At 31.0% G+C, this 15,255-nt stretch carries 14 protein-coding genes and 1 pseudogene; 11 read left to right on the top strand and 4 right to left on the bottom strand.

The annotated features are described in order from the left end of the window. Nucleotides 1-528: 528 nt before the first annotated feature. The 4 genes and pseudogenes from SH09_RS13085 to merA all read right to left on the bottom strand — a co-directional run bounded on the left by SH09_RS13085 (nucleotide 529) and on the right by merA (nucleotide 6,156). On the bottom strand, nucleotides 529-891 hold the full coding sequence (locus SH09_RS13085) for a transcriptional regulator, SarA/Rot family (protein WP_042740072.1): 363 nt from the start codon (nucleotides 889-891) through the stop codon (nucleotides 529-531). A 1,586-nt stretch (nucleotides 892-2,477) separates the two neighbouring features. Beyond that, a pseudogene (locus SH09_RS17065) lies at nucleotides 2,478-2,630 on the bottom strand (hypothetical protein); the annotation flags it as partial. A gap of 1,054 nt (nucleotides 2,631-3,684) precedes the next feature. Next, entirely contained in the window at nucleotides 3,685-4,515 is an 831-nt protein-coding gene (locus SH09_RS13080) for a replication initiation protein (RefSeq protein WP_042740071.1), read from the bottom strand. A 318-nt stretch (nucleotides 4,516-4,833) separates the two neighbouring features. Further along, the gene (gene merA / locus SH09_RS13075) at nucleotides 4,834-6,156 is read right to left on the bottom strand and encodes a hypothiocyanous acid reductase MerA (RefSeq protein WP_042740070.1); all 1,323 of its coding nucleotides are present in this window, start codon (nucleotides 6,154-6,156) and stop codon (nucleotides 4,834-4,836) included. Nucleotides 6,157-6,295: 139 nt separating this feature from the next. Here merA and SH09_RS13070 point away from each other — a divergent pair, with 139 nt between their 5' ends. The 11 genes from SH09_RS13070 to SH09_RS13025 all read left to right on the top strand — a co-directional run bounded on the left by SH09_RS13070 (nucleotide 6,296) and on the right by SH09_RS13025 (nucleotide 15,173). Next, a complete protein-coding gene (locus tag SH09_RS13070; RefSeq protein ID WP_042740069.1) occupies nucleotides 6,296-7,225 on the top strand; it encodes a TDT family transporter in 930 nt (309 codons plus the stop codon). Nucleotides 7,226-7,890: 665 nt separating this feature from the next. Next, complete coding sequence (locus tag SH09_RS13065) at nucleotides 7,891-8,634, top strand: zinc ribbon domain-containing protein (RefSeq protein ID WP_042740068.1); 744 nt, start codon at nucleotides 7,891-7,893, stop codon at nucleotides 8,632-8,634. Between the two features lie 12 nt (nucleotides 8,635-8,646). Beyond that, nucleotides 8,647-9,966 carry a TcaA NTF2-like domain-containing protein gene (locus SH09_RS13060; protein WP_052495456.1) on the top strand — a complete coding sequence of 440 codons (1,320 nt, stop codon included), beginning with the start codon at nucleotides 8,647-8,649 and terminating at the stop codon, nucleotides 9,964-9,966. A 757-nt stretch (nucleotides 9,967-10,723) separates the two neighbouring features. Further along, a complete protein-coding gene (locus SH09_RS13055; protein WP_042740067.1) occupies nucleotides 10,724-11,194 on the top strand; it encodes a MarR family winged helix-turn-helix transcriptional regulator in 471 nt (156 codons plus the stop codon). A gap of 162 nt (nucleotides 11,195-11,356) precedes the next feature. Next, nucleotides 11,357-11,485, top strand: a complete 129-nt coding sequence (locus SH09_RS17265; RefSeq protein WP_268767849.1) for a hypothetical protein — start codon at nucleotides 11,357-11,359, stop codon at nucleotides 11,483-11,485. A 311-nt stretch (nucleotides 11,486-11,796) separates the two neighbouring features. Then, nucleotides 11,797-12,048 (top strand): hypothetical protein, encoded by a 252-nt coding sequence (locus SH09_RS13050; protein ID WP_042740073.1) that lies wholly within the window; start codon nucleotides 11,797-11,799, stop codon nucleotides 12,046-12,048. A gap of 10 nt (nucleotides 12,049-12,058) precedes the next feature. After that, on the top strand, nucleotides 12,059-12,358 hold the full coding sequence (locus tag SH09_RS13045) for a hypothetical protein (protein WP_042740066.1): 300 nt from the start codon (nucleotides 12,059-12,061) through the stop codon (nucleotides 12,356-12,358). A gap of 27 nt (nucleotides 12,359-12,385) precedes the next feature. Beyond that, nucleotides 12,386-12,835 carry a hypothetical protein gene (locus tag SH09_RS13040; protein ID WP_042740065.1) on the top strand — a complete coding sequence of 150 codons (450 nt, stop codon included), beginning with the start codon at nucleotides 12,386-12,388 and terminating at the stop codon, nucleotides 12,833-12,835. A gap of 21 nt (nucleotides 12,836-12,856) precedes the next feature. Further along, entirely contained in the window at nucleotides 12,857-13,681 is an 825-nt protein-coding gene (locus SH09_RS13035; protein WP_141639737.1) for a hypothetical protein, read from the top strand. 9 nt (nucleotides 13,682-13,690) lie between these two features. After that, a complete protein-coding gene (locus tag SH09_RS13030; RefSeq protein WP_042740063.1) occupies nucleotides 13,691-14,545 on the top strand; it encodes a hypothetical protein in 855 nt (284 codons plus the stop codon). Between the two features lie 85 nt (nucleotides 14,546-14,630). After that, entirely contained in the window at nucleotides 14,631-15,173 is a 543-nt protein-coding gene (locus tag SH09_RS13025) for an FtsK/SpoIIIE domain-containing protein (protein WP_200888861.1), read from the top strand. Nucleotides 15,174-15,255: the final 82 nt, after the last annotated feature.

The following is a 15,255-nucleotide window of genomic DNA, read 5'->3' as shown; positions in this document are numbered from 1 at the left end:
TTCTTTTTAGGAAAGGGGCTGGAATCTGTAGGTGCAGAAGCAGCCCTAATTTGTGTTGCTTATAATTTTAAAAGACTAACAAAAATCAAAAAAGTTTCAGAAATAGTAAGGCTACTTGCAAGTTGATTTTATAGAAGTATTAGATACTCCTCCATATTTTAACCAAAATGTAAGAAGAAACCTTTCTGATTTCCTCTTACATTTTATTTGTTAGACAGTCTGACGCTTGGTGGTGTGAGAGGACGAATAGTCAACTAATGGCTATTCTCCTACTCGATTTAAATTAGATATAAATTTAAAAGATCACATTATCTTAACTCCGCCTATAATACCATCAGTTTCTATTGGTAGTGTGAATTAATATATTATATTTTTTATATATTAAAATTGCCCTTTTTTTATTTTTGTGTCTATTAACAATTATAAAAGAAGTTTTATATATAACAAAGGCCTGATTAAATGTTTTTTGTCATTTAATCAGGCCTTCTTCGTAAAAAAGAGCTGAGAATTATATTCCTCCATAATAAATTATTTTTTCAAACTTTTAATTTTGACATTTATTTCATTCAATAAATTGGTGATTTTTTCACGTTGAAAGTCATTAATCAAAATAAGAATCATTCTCTCATCATGAGTGCTTCGGCATTTATCAAAATATCCATCACTAGATAAAGTTTTTACCGCATTAACAATTCTTGGCTGATTATAGCTTAAGTTGTTAATAAGGTCCTTCAAATAATATTCAGAGGCTTTTTTTTCATTTAAGTATGTTAGTACAGAGAATTCTTCTAAAGTTATATGAAATTCATTTTTTATCATTTTTTTCAATTCATCAATATGCATCATTGTTATTAAAAGTTCAAAGGAATTTTCAATTTTTGGCATACTCATTTTAGTATCACTCCTAATTTCAACACTTGTTATCACTCTAACAACTTTACTATTCTAAAATAGTTCGTCTGAGATCGCAAATCAAAAGTTACATTATTCTTTGGAGGCAACTCTAATTAAATTTAAGATGGCACAATAGTAGATTATAAAATAGTAGATATAGATATGATTAAATACCCATAATTATATACCCTAGTTTTAAAATAGTTAATCAAAATATTATATTTATTAGTAGTACTACTTTTCAAATAGGTAAAAGTAATACTACAGATGAAGATAAATCAAAAAACCTTTCAGTTCATGTTTGAACTCCTTTTTTGGAAGGCTGAGAAATCTAATATACCTAGGAATTCAGCTTGGAATAAGTTATTAGATTTATAAAAATTCACTTTTTATATTTTCTCTCCATTCAATCTGCAGAACATACGGTTTAAAAATACTAAGCTTTTAGTCAAGAGAGCTTATCTAATCGAATTGTATCGCCATTTTCATTTTTATACACGAATTTAATCTTATATCATACAAATATCTATTTTATATTTTGAATGTATTAAGTACATAACCTTCAGAAGGCTATATAAATACTTAACGCACTACACCTCTTCATTTTCAGAAATTCATACACTCTCGTATTTTTTGGTAGTTAGAGGTTACTACTTTATAAAAATTGATATTGAAATAAATAGTTAGTTGTTTTTTAGTGTGTTTATACCATTGATTGATAAATAAAAAAGCATGTACAAATCTTGTTAGACTGTACATGCCCTATAATACTACTATATAACTAAGCTAATAAAAAGGGTTACACGCTCACCGACCAAAGTTTATTGTGCAACAAACAAACTATATATTACTGTGTTTAATTCATAAAATCAAGTTAGAAAAGAGATAAAAAATCATGTATATCAAATTGCTGAGCCCTTGCTTGACGTATGAGCAACTTAACATACGTTTTTATGAACACTGACTATTACAAATATAAGTTAAAAACATACATTGACTGGCGTTAGACCGTTATAAATTGGGAAAATAAGTACAAGGATTAGTCTAGTAATTAATTTGGTTTTACCGAGTGTATATGGATTGTCTGATGACTTTATAATGAATTTTATACATGATTAATATGATAGCCCGATAAAACTTGTATAATCGACCATTGTTTGTGTGTTCGATTACGTTAACACGTTTTGTAGCTTTGAAAATACAAGGATAGAACTCATTAAGCATTTAAGTGACGCTCAACGTTGCGAAGGGGGAATAAGTGAGCTATGAGAGTCTGAGCATATATTCTGTGAGCTTAGTTTATGCCGAGGGAATTTTTGATCTTGGAATAAATATTATATTATTGGAGTGATTATATGGAAATTGTATTTCAGATTTTCAATTTATTTCTAGTGCAGATGCCTAATTGGATTGGCCTTCAAGGGATTTCGTTAAAAAGATATAAACAGAAGAAAGAAAAGGGGAAGATTAATGGATTGTTTAACAAGCATAACCACCCGTAAAACGGGTAGTTTACTCTGCGGCTGAAAACCTCTGTTACTATCCATCCCCTATAAGGGCACTGAAAAGATAAGCCAACTGTACTACTTTTTCAGCGCCCTTAGAAGTGGGCTGTTTTCTTCTCCTGTAAACGTGCTGATATATTCCAGCATTATGAGTTGTTCTACAACGATATCCTCTTGTAATTGATTACGAATATATACTCTTTTATTTCTCTCAACTGTGTCGACATAAAACCTTTAAAATTTCACTAATAAAAAACCAGTAACTTTTTTATTAGTGGGATTTTAAGGGGATATTTTAAAGAATTAGAGACAAATCATATAGTTTTTATACCTGAGAACCTACACAAGCTTTTAAAACGCAAATATGCCCCAAATAAATACATTCAAATTTTACAGACTAAAGTTTGATTAAAATCAGTAACTAATTCTTTCTGCCCAGTTATATGTAAATTTTTAACATAAAAATTTACATATAACTCTTTTTCAAATTCAAAGTTGGGAAGAATCTTTTGTTATGAGTAAATCAAAAATGAAGTATCCAGATAATGATGAAACTTTTTCGGATTTCTCCACAAAATTAATAGGAAAGCACTTGGTCGTCTACTTGACACACTTTCTTTTAGAAACAAGCTAAACAATATCAGTTTATGCTAATTATTTTTAGCCAGTTCAAAGGTGTAAAGTTTCAGAATATTATCGTATCAATAAGTCAGATGTATATTTATATAACATTTATCTATACAGATAAATGCATCTAAAACGACTTATATTTGCGTTATAAGCGACAAAAAGATTTATAGGTATAAAAAAGCTATAATTTTAGAAATCGCTCTAAATACCCCTTTAAAATGCAAAATAAGGATACCCAATTATAACACGCAAGGTTTGGTGGTAGTATGATACAGTTTTAAGTATGTTAGGTACGCCTTTGGATATAAAAATGAAAGCCAGTCCAGATAAAGTAGACTGTTTTTTTCTTTTATACGGTCTATTTATGTTTCTTTCGACGCCATATCGTCGATGGAATTCAAAAAAGTTATGGGCTATAAATCTACATCACTTTTTCAAGAATGTAGTAGCAATATTCAACACAAATTAATTTTTATAACTGCTCAGAATACCTCAAGCCGTTTCTTTGAATTTTAAAAACAAAAAATCGATGAAAACCAATTACTATTTGGCACACGTCTGTTTACTTGACGTATAAGTGCGCTCTTACGACATTTAACTAGATTATAACTTATAGCGACGAAAAAAGTATTCAACAAACTAAGTTACCTAACCACTATTTACTACGCCAATCCTCTCTAAGCAGTTTCAAAAATGCAGCTCTATCTTTTTCTAATTGAGGATCATGCTCACTTTGAGAATATCCATCATTTAAAATTTCTTTCGTATGTTTAACATTATTGACTTTTTTTATCTGGGTATGACTTTCGTTGTGCAAGCGTTTTTCGGGCTCAAAGGTGAATTCTAACCATTCAATTTTACGGCTCTTTTTAGTTTGAATTTTATTAATATTTAAATTTTGAAAGATAAATCCTAATTCATTAATAATAGGAGTCAGGACTTTTTGGTTAATATGTGTCATACGATAACTAGCAGGAATATCTAATCGTTCTCTAAAATCATTAATTTGTATCTTGAAATACCCTGTATGTTTATATTGTTTTAGTAGTCTAAACATATTTTTCGAATAAGTGGATTTAAGATGCGTCATTTCTTTTAATTCAAACTTAGTAAAATCTGCAGTGATTTCATTTAAAATATGTTTTAATTTAGGATTAATACTAACAGTTAATTCTCTTAATTCTACATCAACCTCATATCCTGTAAATAACACAAATTTTTTAAATGATAAACCACTTCTCTCAGTATAAGTTAAACCTAGCATCTTATCATAAACATTTTCTAAATCCTTAACAAATCTCTTTTGAGAACGATGATAATAATTACTTAAGTGACGTAACTCTTCAAAAGGAAGGGTTAATTCTTTGATATCTTTTTCCTTTAACTTATTACAAAGCGTAAAAAAAATATCAATTTCCGTGCTTGTGAATTTACGCAAGGGAACTAAATTCAAATCGTTTTGATAAACAACAGTTTCACCCGACATTTTTATTGACCTCCAAATTATAAGAACAAACTAAAGGCACCTAAAGAAAAAAAGGTGTCTTTGGTGTTGTTTGTAATTATAATACTAAACCTATAACAACAAGGTTTCAACACTAAAGGCACCCTTTTTATAATAAGTGTCCATTCTTGTTACAAAAAGTTGCCTTTAGTGTTACAAAAAGTTGCCTTTAGTGTTACAAAAAGTTGCCTTTAGTGTTACAAAAAGTTGCCTTTCACACATCTTAATCCCTTTAGGCTCTAAGGCTCAACACACGCCTAAAAAGGTTTATAAAAAGATTTATAAAAAGATATTAAAAAGCTAACTAATGTTAAACAAATCATTTAAAGATTCTGTCATAGTAGGGTGTGTAAACATATTTGTTTTTATATCTTCTATTGGGATTTTATAATCAATAATAAGTTTTAAAGTATTAATTATCTCTTCAGATTTTCGTCCATATAAACTAGCACCAATCAATGTATTGTTTTCTTTGTTTACAACAATCTTAAACAATCCTCTATGGTCATCATCTATTTTATGACGTGGTATTGCACTAACCAATAGACTCTTTTCTAATATATCAAATCCTTTTTCTTTTGCTTCTTTAGCAGTCAAACCTACTCTTGATAAAGGAGGATCTATAAAAACTGTATAAGGAACGCTTTTTCTATCCTTTAAACTGAATTGCTTCTTACCATAGATAGCATCTCTCAAAATGAAGCGGTCATTTTTAGAAACGTATGTAAATTGAAGCCCCCCCTTAACATCACCTAAAGCATAAACATTTTCTGCGGTGGTTTCTAAGAATTCATTAGTTTTTATCTCTCCGCGCTCACCTAGTTCTACATCTGTATTTTCTAAAGCTAAATCAGTATTTGGCTTTCTACCAATAGCTACTAATATTGCATCAGTTTCTAATGTTTCTTTATTAGTTCTTACATATGCGCTATTTTCATCGTCCTCAACACTTTCTACTTCTCTTGCTGTTAAAAAATTAATGTTCTTTTTCTTCAAATCTTCTAGAATGTGAGAGACTATTTCTTTATCTTCTCGTAGCATTAAAGAATCTGCTTTTTCTATAACTGTAACTTTTGCTCCAAAATTTGCAAAAGTTGATGCAAATTCTAAAGAAATATATCCACCACCTATAATCACCAAATGCTTAGGTAAGCTATCTAGGTTCATAATACCTGTTGAGTCATACACATATTTTGATTGTTTAAGCCCGTCTGCATTGGGAATAATAGGAGATGCACCAGTATTAATAATAATTTTATCCCCAACAATAGTATCTACTAGTTTCCCCTTATCATCTAACAAATTTATTTCATTGTTACTTTTGAATTCTGCCTTATTATCAAAAATAGTAATGTTTTCTTCAATATCTAAATTTTTGTAATTCTTGTTCTTTAAAGCTGCTACAACTTCATTTTTTCGTTTAATTGAATCTTTAAAATCCAACTTATGTTGACTATCGAGGGCTATCACTTTAGATGGAATACACCCTACATTAATACACGTTCCACCATACAAAGCATTCTTCTCTACTACAGCTATCTTTTTACCATTTTGTGCTTCTTCTTTTGCAAATACTTTACCACCTTGACCAAAACCTAAAATAATATAATCGAATTTTTTCATGATAAATTCTCCTTTTTGAATTGTACGGTCTCATTAAAATAAAAAATACAAGAGCTGTAAAATAATTTGCTTAAATTAATTTTAGTATCCATTCTCGTGTTATAATTAGTGAATAAAATCACAATTGGAGTTGCATATTATGCCTTTAAAAAAAGTACCATTAGTAATATCGGGCCTTATCTTAGGTTTATTAGGACTGGGCAATCTTTTAAAAGATTTCTCTCTTTTTTTATGTGCTATTTGTGGGGGGTTAGCTATTATTGTTTTTTTACATCTTTTATATAGTATGGTTATTGATTTTAATAGTGTAAAAGAACAATTGAAAAATCCTCTAGTATCATCTGTATTTACTACTTTTTTTATGTCTGGTTTTTTAGCAACAACTTATTTGAATACATTTTTTAATAAAATCTTTTTTATGAATAATTTAATAGTAGCTATTTGGTTTATATGTTTTACAGCAATTATCATTCATATGGTAATTTTTTCAATTAAATATCTAAAAGATTTTTCTATAGAAAATGTTTTTCCATCATGGACTGTACTTTATATAGGAATTGCTATAGCAGGATTAACAGTAAAAACTAGTGGTCAGTATTGGATTGGCCAAACAACAGTTATTTATGGTTTTTTAGCAACTTGTTTGGTTCTACCTGTTGTTTTCAAACGAGTAAGAATACATCCTTTACAATCATTAGTAAAACCCAATACAGCCACTATTTGTGCACCTTTTTCTTTAGTTTCAGCAGCTTATATAGTAGCTTTTCCTAAAACAAATTTATTAGTTCTTATTATCTTACTGATATTATCGCAGTTTTTTTATTTTTATATTATTATTCAGTTGCCTAAATTAATTAATAGGCCTTTTTCACCTGCTTTTTCGGCTTTTACATTTCCATTGGTTATTTCAGCTACTGCTTTAAAAAATAGTATGTCAGTATTACTATTTCCGGAAATTTGGAAATATCTTTTATTTTTCGAAATTTTATTAGCAACATTAATAGTCTTTGGAGTGTTTTTTAGTTATATAAAACACTTTTTTAGAACTAACATATTTATAAAGTTTTAATATTAGATTTTTTGTTATAATGTATAATATAACTTCAGATAGGGAAGATTGTATGTAACTATTAGATTTTTAAACTTTTATGTTCATCATTTCATCATCTTTCCTAAAAGAGTTGTAAAAGAAAATAAGTAATTGATTTCACCATACAAATCCTCCCTCCTTATTTAAAAGGTTGTGGGGGTTTTGTATATTGTGAATGGTGAGTTTTTATTAGTAATTTATATTAAGGAATACTGGATTAAATCGAAAACTCCACCCATGTCTTTATATCTAAGTGTTTTAGTAGAAAAAGACACAAAGACATGGGTGGAGTTTTTGTGGGACGTATGAAAGAATTAAGATAAACAAAGATTTTTGAGAAGGTTTCTTACATAAAGGGTATTTTCAGGCTAATACTAAGAAATGAAATTCTTACTATTTAAATTTTTTACGTTTTCATTTTATTACAAAAACTTGTTGTTTTCTTCTTTATGTTGATTATTATGGTTAATTTGTTCGCAATTATTATTTTTATCTGTATAAAATATATTTTTGGATATATAGATATGTAAACACAAAAAAGAGGTCTTAAAGCTACTAAATCAATTATATGTTATAAATTCTATAAAAATTTATAATATACTATGATAAACTTTAAATGAACTTAAAAATAAGGAGTATTCACAATGCATTGCTCAAACTGTGGCTCATTAATAAGTAAAAATGATCGTTTTTGTGGAAAATGTGGCAAGCAACTACAAGCCAATTTTCAATCCTCTGAATCACCAAGTAATAACAATGGAAAAGTAGAGATGTTTAAGCAAAATGTTACTCAATACTCAAGTGGTATTTTGGTTGAAGGTAAGACATTTTTTCAATCTATATTCACAAAATTAGATTCAGAAATTGAAAGTACGAGAACCTTCTCATATAAATTTATAGCTATCCTTTTAGGCATTGGCTTAATTATATTACTCATTTTTTCGTCTATCTTAATACCTACTGAGATAGGTTATCTTGGTATATCAAAAGGTTCTATCGTTGCAAAATGCTTCTTCTTAGCAATTATTGGATTAATAGTTCTCTTCGCGATTACGGTTGGTATCAATAAAATTTTAAATATTAAAACAACCACACATAAAACCTTATCTGATTTCATTTCATTTAATACGTATGCCACACTATTATTTTTTATTGGTGCTATTTTCCTAGTAATACAAATAACAAGCTTTGCTGTTTTCTTAATTACTATCAGTTTATTACTATTTATTATTTCTCCAATTTATTTATTCACTAAATATAGTTCATCAAGTAACTTACGTGTTCCTGTGGTATATGGAATTTTAATATATTTTATTATCATCGCAATTATTATGAGAATTATAGGTGAAAGTAGCATTACAAGTACAGCAAATCTTTTTCTTAGTTAGGAGCTTAGGTATATGAAATTTTGTAGAAATTGTGGCGCAAAAATAAAAAATCGCCAAAAAAACTGTACCAATTGTGGTCAATCTTTAGAAGATAATAAGCAAAACATTAAAAAACCTTTAATTATCATTGGCGTAATAGTTGTGATATTAATTTTGTTTTTCTCGCTGTTCAAAATTATTGAATCAACATTATCACCAACAAACCAAGCGAAAGCAGTTGCTCAGGATTTAAAAAAGGGTAACACAAACAATCTAGCAAAAAACTTAGAATTTAATGGAAGAAAGTTAAATAAAACAGAATCTAAAGCACTATACAAATATATTGAAGAAACAGATAGTCCAGATCGAATTGCTAATGAAATTGAAAGTAATGTTAAAAGTATGCAAGAAAATAAAACTGGTATTGCTTCAGTAAGGGCAAATGATATTGAAATTATTAATATAAGAAAAAATGGTAAGAAATATGGGGTTTTCAATAACTATGACTTCACTGTTGGTAAACAAAGTGTGAAAATTGAATCTGATAGTAATAGTACAATCAAATATAAATACAATAACAAAGAGCATAAAATTAAATTATCACAAGATGAAGAAAAGATTTTTGCTACATTACCAATTGGCGATTATAAGCTAAAAGCGAAGAAAATGATAGATAAAGATACATTTGATGGTTATATAGTAATTAAAATGTCTGATGATACTGTTAGAGAAGATTTCGAAGAAAAATATTTAGATGTTAGGATTAATGATGATGCTATTAGTAATAGTTCAAAAACATACTTATACGTAAATAACAAGAAAATATCAACTTATGATGTATATGGTGATCATCTATATGGGCCGTATAAACCAAATGCTAAATTAAATATCTTTGCACAAGCAATCGTTGATGGTAAAACATTTAAAACAAACTTAGTAGAAGCGCCTGCATTAGAAAAAGGTGAGAAAACAGTCCCTGTTAAGTTGCAGTTTAATCAATACGAAATTGAGAAACATCAAAAAAATGCCGAAATAAAAAAAGATGTTCAAACCTTTATGGAAGATTACACATATGCTTTAAATCAAGCATATGAGGAAGAAGAATATTCTTATGTATCTAGTTACTTTAAGAGTGATTCTAAAGCAGCTGATTATATAGAAGGTAGAGTCGAATCTGGGGATGATGTTGAATTTTCAGATCCTAAAGTAATAAAATACAGTAAAAATGGAGACACTATAACAATTGAAACTGAGAAGAAAGATAAATCAGGAAATACAATTCGTTCACAATATGTCCTTGACTATGATGATGTACTCTTCGACTTTGAAATTAAAAGTTATACAGATATATAGGATCGAGTAGGAGAATAGCCATTAATTGACTATTCGTCCTCGCATACCACCAAGCATACGAACTCATCCTTGGCGATTCAATATCTTACGTAAGCCCACTCTACAAGTGAGGACTAATATCGTTAGTTCCTACTTGTAGAGTTGTTTTGTTGTAACGACTTTATGAAATTCTTGCGTTTTTGAAAGTCTCAAATACTTCTTTTGAGAGTATGCTATTTTCTTTGTACTTTATTCGCTAAGTCCATATTTACGTAACATCTTGTATTTTTATTATGACGCTTTTAATAAATCCGCTATCAAAGTAATTTATCTACCCTCGTGTTACTTGATTAATTCCTATTATAATCTGCTTGAAGACACCTGGTCTATTTCTTTTTGTTATCAAACGGAAAGGGATCAAGGGATATTAGTGATTACTAATATTAATATAGACGTTAATATATTTAGAAAGGTTCTAATACACGTAACTGTAGAAAAATTAGATTAGCACGTTCAAACATATTCATGTTATTTCATTGTAAAGGAGGGATATTCATGAAATTAAAAGTAGTGCCTATTTCTCTAATGATATTAGCAAACGGAATGTACTTTGTAAGAAAAGATAAGCGTCATTGCTAGATTTTTATTATGTCTATATACTATCCAACAGTTTTTAACAACTTTTATTTTTTTCTTATCATCAGTACGTATTTGACAAAGTATTGAATCTGTTTTAATGTCGTTTTATATAAAAATAAAGGAGGTCGTCATTCTAGTCATGCAAGGAAGTTATCTGATTTTAAAAATTCACTTGCTAAATGATAGGATCTTTAATCGTAGGTTGAGTAAGAATCAAGATATACTCTACACTGCAGAACAGGCCAAAATCTTATCAGCACTTTGGACAAATGAGATTCTGTCTGCCAAAGAGCTTAGTAATATTACAGGACTTGCAACCAGCAGTCTTTCCCTTATGCTCAAGCGTTTAGAAGACCAAGGGTTAATTGGTAGTAGGACTTCTCTTGATGATAAAAGGCGGAAAGATTATCAGGTCACCCCTCAGGGTTCCCAGCAGCAAGCTGTTGGAGAAGTTGTTAGCAGAGAGGTCATTTCTGTCTTTTACCAAGGCTTTAGCGATAAAGAAATCGAACAGGTCGAAAACTATCTGGAGCGGATTTTAAAGAATTTAGAAAGAGAGTTAGCTAATAACAAAAACGATGCGAGTCATACGATCGACCAAACCATTTAGTAATAAGGATATCCAGTCCATAGAAGTTACAGCAGGATTCACTTTAATTTTACTAATTTCATTAACTATTTAGAAAAAATTATTAAGTAAAGACATGATTATTGTTGGAATAGCAGAGAAGAGAAAGAAATTAAGTATATTGACTAATGACAAAAATAATTTTTGAACAAAAATGATGAAAATATTGATAAAGTTGTTTTTAAAGGATTGGAAGATGATGAAGAACGGTTCATGGAAATTTATCAAGATTGGGAGAAGGAATTAACAGTTTCTAAAAGAATGATTGATTAGGAGTAGTTTATAGATTATAAAGAACGAATTAAAGCATTGAAAGCTTTTAAAGAGTCAGTATCATCAGGAGAAACGACGGATACTGTTTCGGGTGTTAGTTCAGAAGTTAGTGGCTGGCAGGTGATGCTAGAGGAAAATTTGATAGCTATATTGAAACTGTAAAGTCAGATTGTAAGGGTATTGCTGGTCGAAAGAGCAGTTTCTTATCAGACATTGATACTATCATTAATAATATTCAAGCACTATTTGATTTAGAGTATCAGACGCACTCATACATATTGTTAGCTACGTTTGATGAAAAAAGTAGCAGTGTGACAGATGAGGTGGCTACCCTGAATGATAGTATAGCGAATTATAAGGCAGCTGTCGTGAATGCTAGTGCGCTTTTTGGCCAGTTTCAAAATGCCTTAAAAGGAGACGCCTATACAGCTTTGTCAACACAGGTTACACAATCATTACAGACAAATCAGCTATTAGTCGCTGAATGTATGACACTAGGAACACAACTTTCTAATTTTGCGAGCGAGATATCAGAGGCAGAAAGCAGTGTCAGCTTTGAATAAGAGGTGAATTATGACTGCAGAGACGATACAATACGATGCTGGGCAACATGAAGCCTTCGCAAGTGAACTGAACAAAATAAAATCGAGTTTTGAAACGGTGGTAACCAACTTGAATGCAGTAAAAACGATGTCTAGTGATAATCTAGATGGCAATGCTGCTGAAGCCTTAGAAACAGCGGTGGATACACTCGTTAAAAAATTAGAGACTGAAAAAGAGAATTGGCAAACAACTATAACAAATGCAGGTAAAGTCAAAGAACTTTTGATAGATGCGGATAAGCAGGCCTCAAACTCAATTTCAAGTTGTTGATGATAAGAATCATAGAAAGGAGAACAAATGGCGGGATCATTTAAAATGCCATTGTCGGATTATTACACAACATCTTCTAATATCAAAAAAGAAGTCAGTAATTTAAAAGATGCTGTAAATGACAACTTTTTGGACTTAGTTTCGAAACATATTAGCAGTCTTGATAGTAGGGATCAGGCTTCTGTTGAAGCTATTGAAGCTTATACAACTGCTAAAACCGAGCTAACGACGATTGAAGACCATGAAGATAAACTTAGTAAGATGGCTTCTGAAGGAGAAGATAATCCACTTTATAGTGTTGTCACAATTGATAACAGTTATAGTACAACCTTTGCAGGCATTGATACGGGTGTTACATCACCAGCAGTCAAGTCTGCTATGGGGATTGTACGAGATGATATTGAGAGTGTCGCACGCTATAGAACATTTACAGATCAAATCAAAAAATACGGTGCGGAGATTGGAGATAAGGACTGAGTTCAACGGATGTTAGCACTCATGGATGTTAATCCTGCTAAAGCATTAGATGAACTCTATAACAATGAAAAATTTATATTAGCTATTTCTAAGAGTGATGCTGTTTCAGATTTTTTTATAGGGACGATGTCCTTTTTAGAAAATACCAAAAATATTCCTAAAAATTTGGTCAATAGCATTTCAAATAGTAAAGCATTTGTGGCATGGGTTAGTAAGCTTGATCTTAAAATGCAAGATAAAATTTTGGATGGTATGATTGCTCTCTCAGACAAGGGTTATAATCTCCTTAACAAAAGTGGTGAGATTGCAGGATGGGCTAGTAGGATTGCTAGTGGGAAAGTTGGAGCTATCGTTCGTGAGTTAGGTGAATCCAAGATTATTCAAGGAAGTAAAAAAGGGGCTGAGAAGCTAGGAGCTGGAAAGATCGGTAAAGCGATTTCAAGTAAAGCTTTTGCGATTGGTACAGTAGTGTTAGAAGGTGGCGTTAGAAGTGCCTCAGCCTATTTTGACAAAGATTCTGAAGCCTATCACAATGTAGGGAAGTCGGTAGTGAGTGGTACGGTTGATACGATAGCTAATGTAGGACCAGTTGATGGAGCGCTGTTGGGGGCTACTATAGGTGCGGGAATAGGTTTTACAGCTGGATTATTAATTCAAGGCTTCAAATATTATAATCCAGATATTGCTGATGATGTTAAGGAAATAGGCTATGATTTTGTGGATAATGTTTCTAAAGTTGGCAAAAGCGTCAAAACAGAAGTAAATCGTATGGTATCAAGTGCAGGTAAAGCTTTTGAAAAGTTTAGTTCCAAACCGTTAGCAGTAGCTTCAGGTTGGTTTGGATAGGAGAATGGGATGAAACAAACAATTTTTAATGCGTCATTGGAAGAAAGCATGAATTTGGTAACGGATAAGTATATCCAAACGTCTATGGAAAATGTCAAAGAGCATGGAGTGTGGAAGAAAATTATTGGGACTTTAACCCTACTATTTATGATGTACTTATTTAGTTTTATAACTAGATTAGATAGCCTTTCTTCTAATACATTTCTTTCATTCAAAACTAGTTTTATAACTAAGATGATTGTATTTAATGCGGTATTTGTTGCTTTTATTTACTTCATATACATTTTTAAAAATATAAATTTGAGATATAGACAATATAGTATATACGGCAGTTTTTTAAGCATCATGTCGTTGATTTTCCTTCTTGAAGCTTTTATAATTTTAGTATCATTAGCAACTTCAACCTTGGGCTGGTGGATAGGAACTTTTGGATATACTGTAATATTTGTTTTTGTATTGGTGTCAAGGTTTAAATGGTTGATTTTCTTTATAAAGGGCAAATTATATGGCGCAAGTCATAAAGAGAATAAAGCTTTTAAATTACTTGAGACATTTTCTCAAGTATCGCAAAAATACGGCCCTATTTTACTATTTTTGATCTTTATTCTACGTTGGTTTTTTCCCTCAAACATGATGCAGGAAAATGACTTTGTACGGTTTATCATTGTTTCCTTTAGTCCGTTAGGGATTTTTATACCACTATATTTTACAATCTCAATGCTAGCCGAACACTTTCAAGGCTATTACCTCAAAAAATACAGTGAAGATTACCGTCAGATGTCAGGCTATTCTATAGAAGAATGGTATGGTAAAAAGTCAAAGATGTATAGAGATAGTGTGAAACAGAATGATGATTTAGAGTAATATAGATTGGAACAGTTGCCTCAGTTTTATAGTTTTTCGTTAACTGTAGTGGGTGACTTATAGCTAACGTCTAGAGAGAATCGTTTTGGTTCTCTCTATTTTCTTTCATACAGCCCTCTCACAACCTTGGTTACCGCCGTTAGAAAAGGTGATTCCAGTGGAGAGCTTACGTCCTGGTCACTTTAAGGACTTCTGGGCTAAAGGGCTTCGTCCTTTAGAAGCGATGATTGGTTTTGTGGATATTCCTAGCCGTCAGACCCAAGAAGCCGTTAGTCATCGCTTTGAGACAGATGGCCACTTGGTCATCTACTCAGCACCAGGCATGGGGAAATCCAGCCTCCTTCAAACCATGGTTATGGACCTTAGTCGCCAACTCACTCCAGAGCACTTGCACGTTTATCTCTTTGACTTTGGGACTAACGGGCTCTTGCCGCTCAGAGACTTGCCGCACGTGGCTGATAACTTCTTGTTAGATGATACTGAAAAACTAACCAAGGTTATGGCTCGCTTTAAAGCTGAGATGGCTGACCGTAAGAAACGCTTTAGTCGCCATGCGGTCTCTAACATCACCTTCTACCGTTTGATTGACAAATCTAATAATATCATATTTTATTTTAATGGCTTGTAGTTATTTATTATAGCTGAAAGGATGGTAACTAATGTTAAAGTTAATCAATATCGGTTGGCAATCAAATCGAGTTGTTTATGTT

Origin of the sequence: Staphylococcus gallinarum (genome assembly GCF_000875895.1) — a bacterium.
Taxonomy (GTDB): Bacteria; Bacillota; Bacilli; order Staphylococcales; family Staphylococcaceae; genus Staphylococcus; species Staphylococcus gallinarum.
This window is presented reverse-complemented; position numbering and strand designations above follow the sequence as displayed.

Excerpts from the sequence above, each read along its gene's own strand:
- SH09_RS13035 (WP_141639737.1), top strand. The coding sequence starts at position 12,857 with ATGGATGTTAATCCTGCTAAAGCATTAGATGAACTCTATAACAATGAA.
- SH09_RS13060 (WP_052495456.1), top strand. The coding sequence starts at position 8,647 with ATGAAATTTTGTAGAAATTGTGGCGCAAAAATAAAAAATCGCCAAAAA.
- SH09_RS13065 (WP_042740068.1), top strand. The coding sequence starts at position 7,891 with ATGCATTGCTCAAACTGTGGCTCATTAATAAGTAAAAATGATCGTTTT.
- SH09_RS13045 (WP_042740066.1), top strand. The coding sequence starts at position 12,059 with ATGACTGCAGAGACGATACAATACGATGCTGGGCAACATGAAGCCTTC.
- SH09_RS13085 (WP_042740072.1), bottom strand. The coding sequence starts at position 891 with ATGAGTATGCCAAAAATTGAAAATTCCTTTGAACTTTTAATAACAATG.
- SH09_RS13055 (WP_042740067.1), top strand. The coding sequence starts at position 10,724 with ATGCAAGGAAGTTATCTGATTTTAAAAATTCACTTGCTAAATGATAGG.
- SH09_RS13070 (WP_042740069.1), top strand. The coding sequence starts at position 6,296 with ATGCCTTTAAAAAAAGTACCATTAGTAATATCGGGCCTTATCTTAGGT.
- merA (WP_042740070.1), bottom strand. The coding sequence starts at position 6,156 with ATGAAAAAATTCGATTATATTATTTTAGGTTTTGGTCAAGGTGGTAAA.
- SH09_RS13080 (WP_042740071.1), bottom strand. The coding sequence starts at position 4,515 with ATGTCGGGTGAAACTGTTGTTTATCAAAACGATTTGAATTTAGTTCCC.
- SH09_RS13030 (WP_042740063.1), top strand. The coding sequence starts at position 13,691 with ATGAAACAAACAATTTTTAATGCGTCATTGGAAGAAAGCATGAATTTG.
- SH09_RS13040 (WP_042740065.1), top strand. The coding sequence starts at position 12,386 with ATGGCGGGATCATTTAAAATGCCATTGTCGGATTATTACACAACATCT.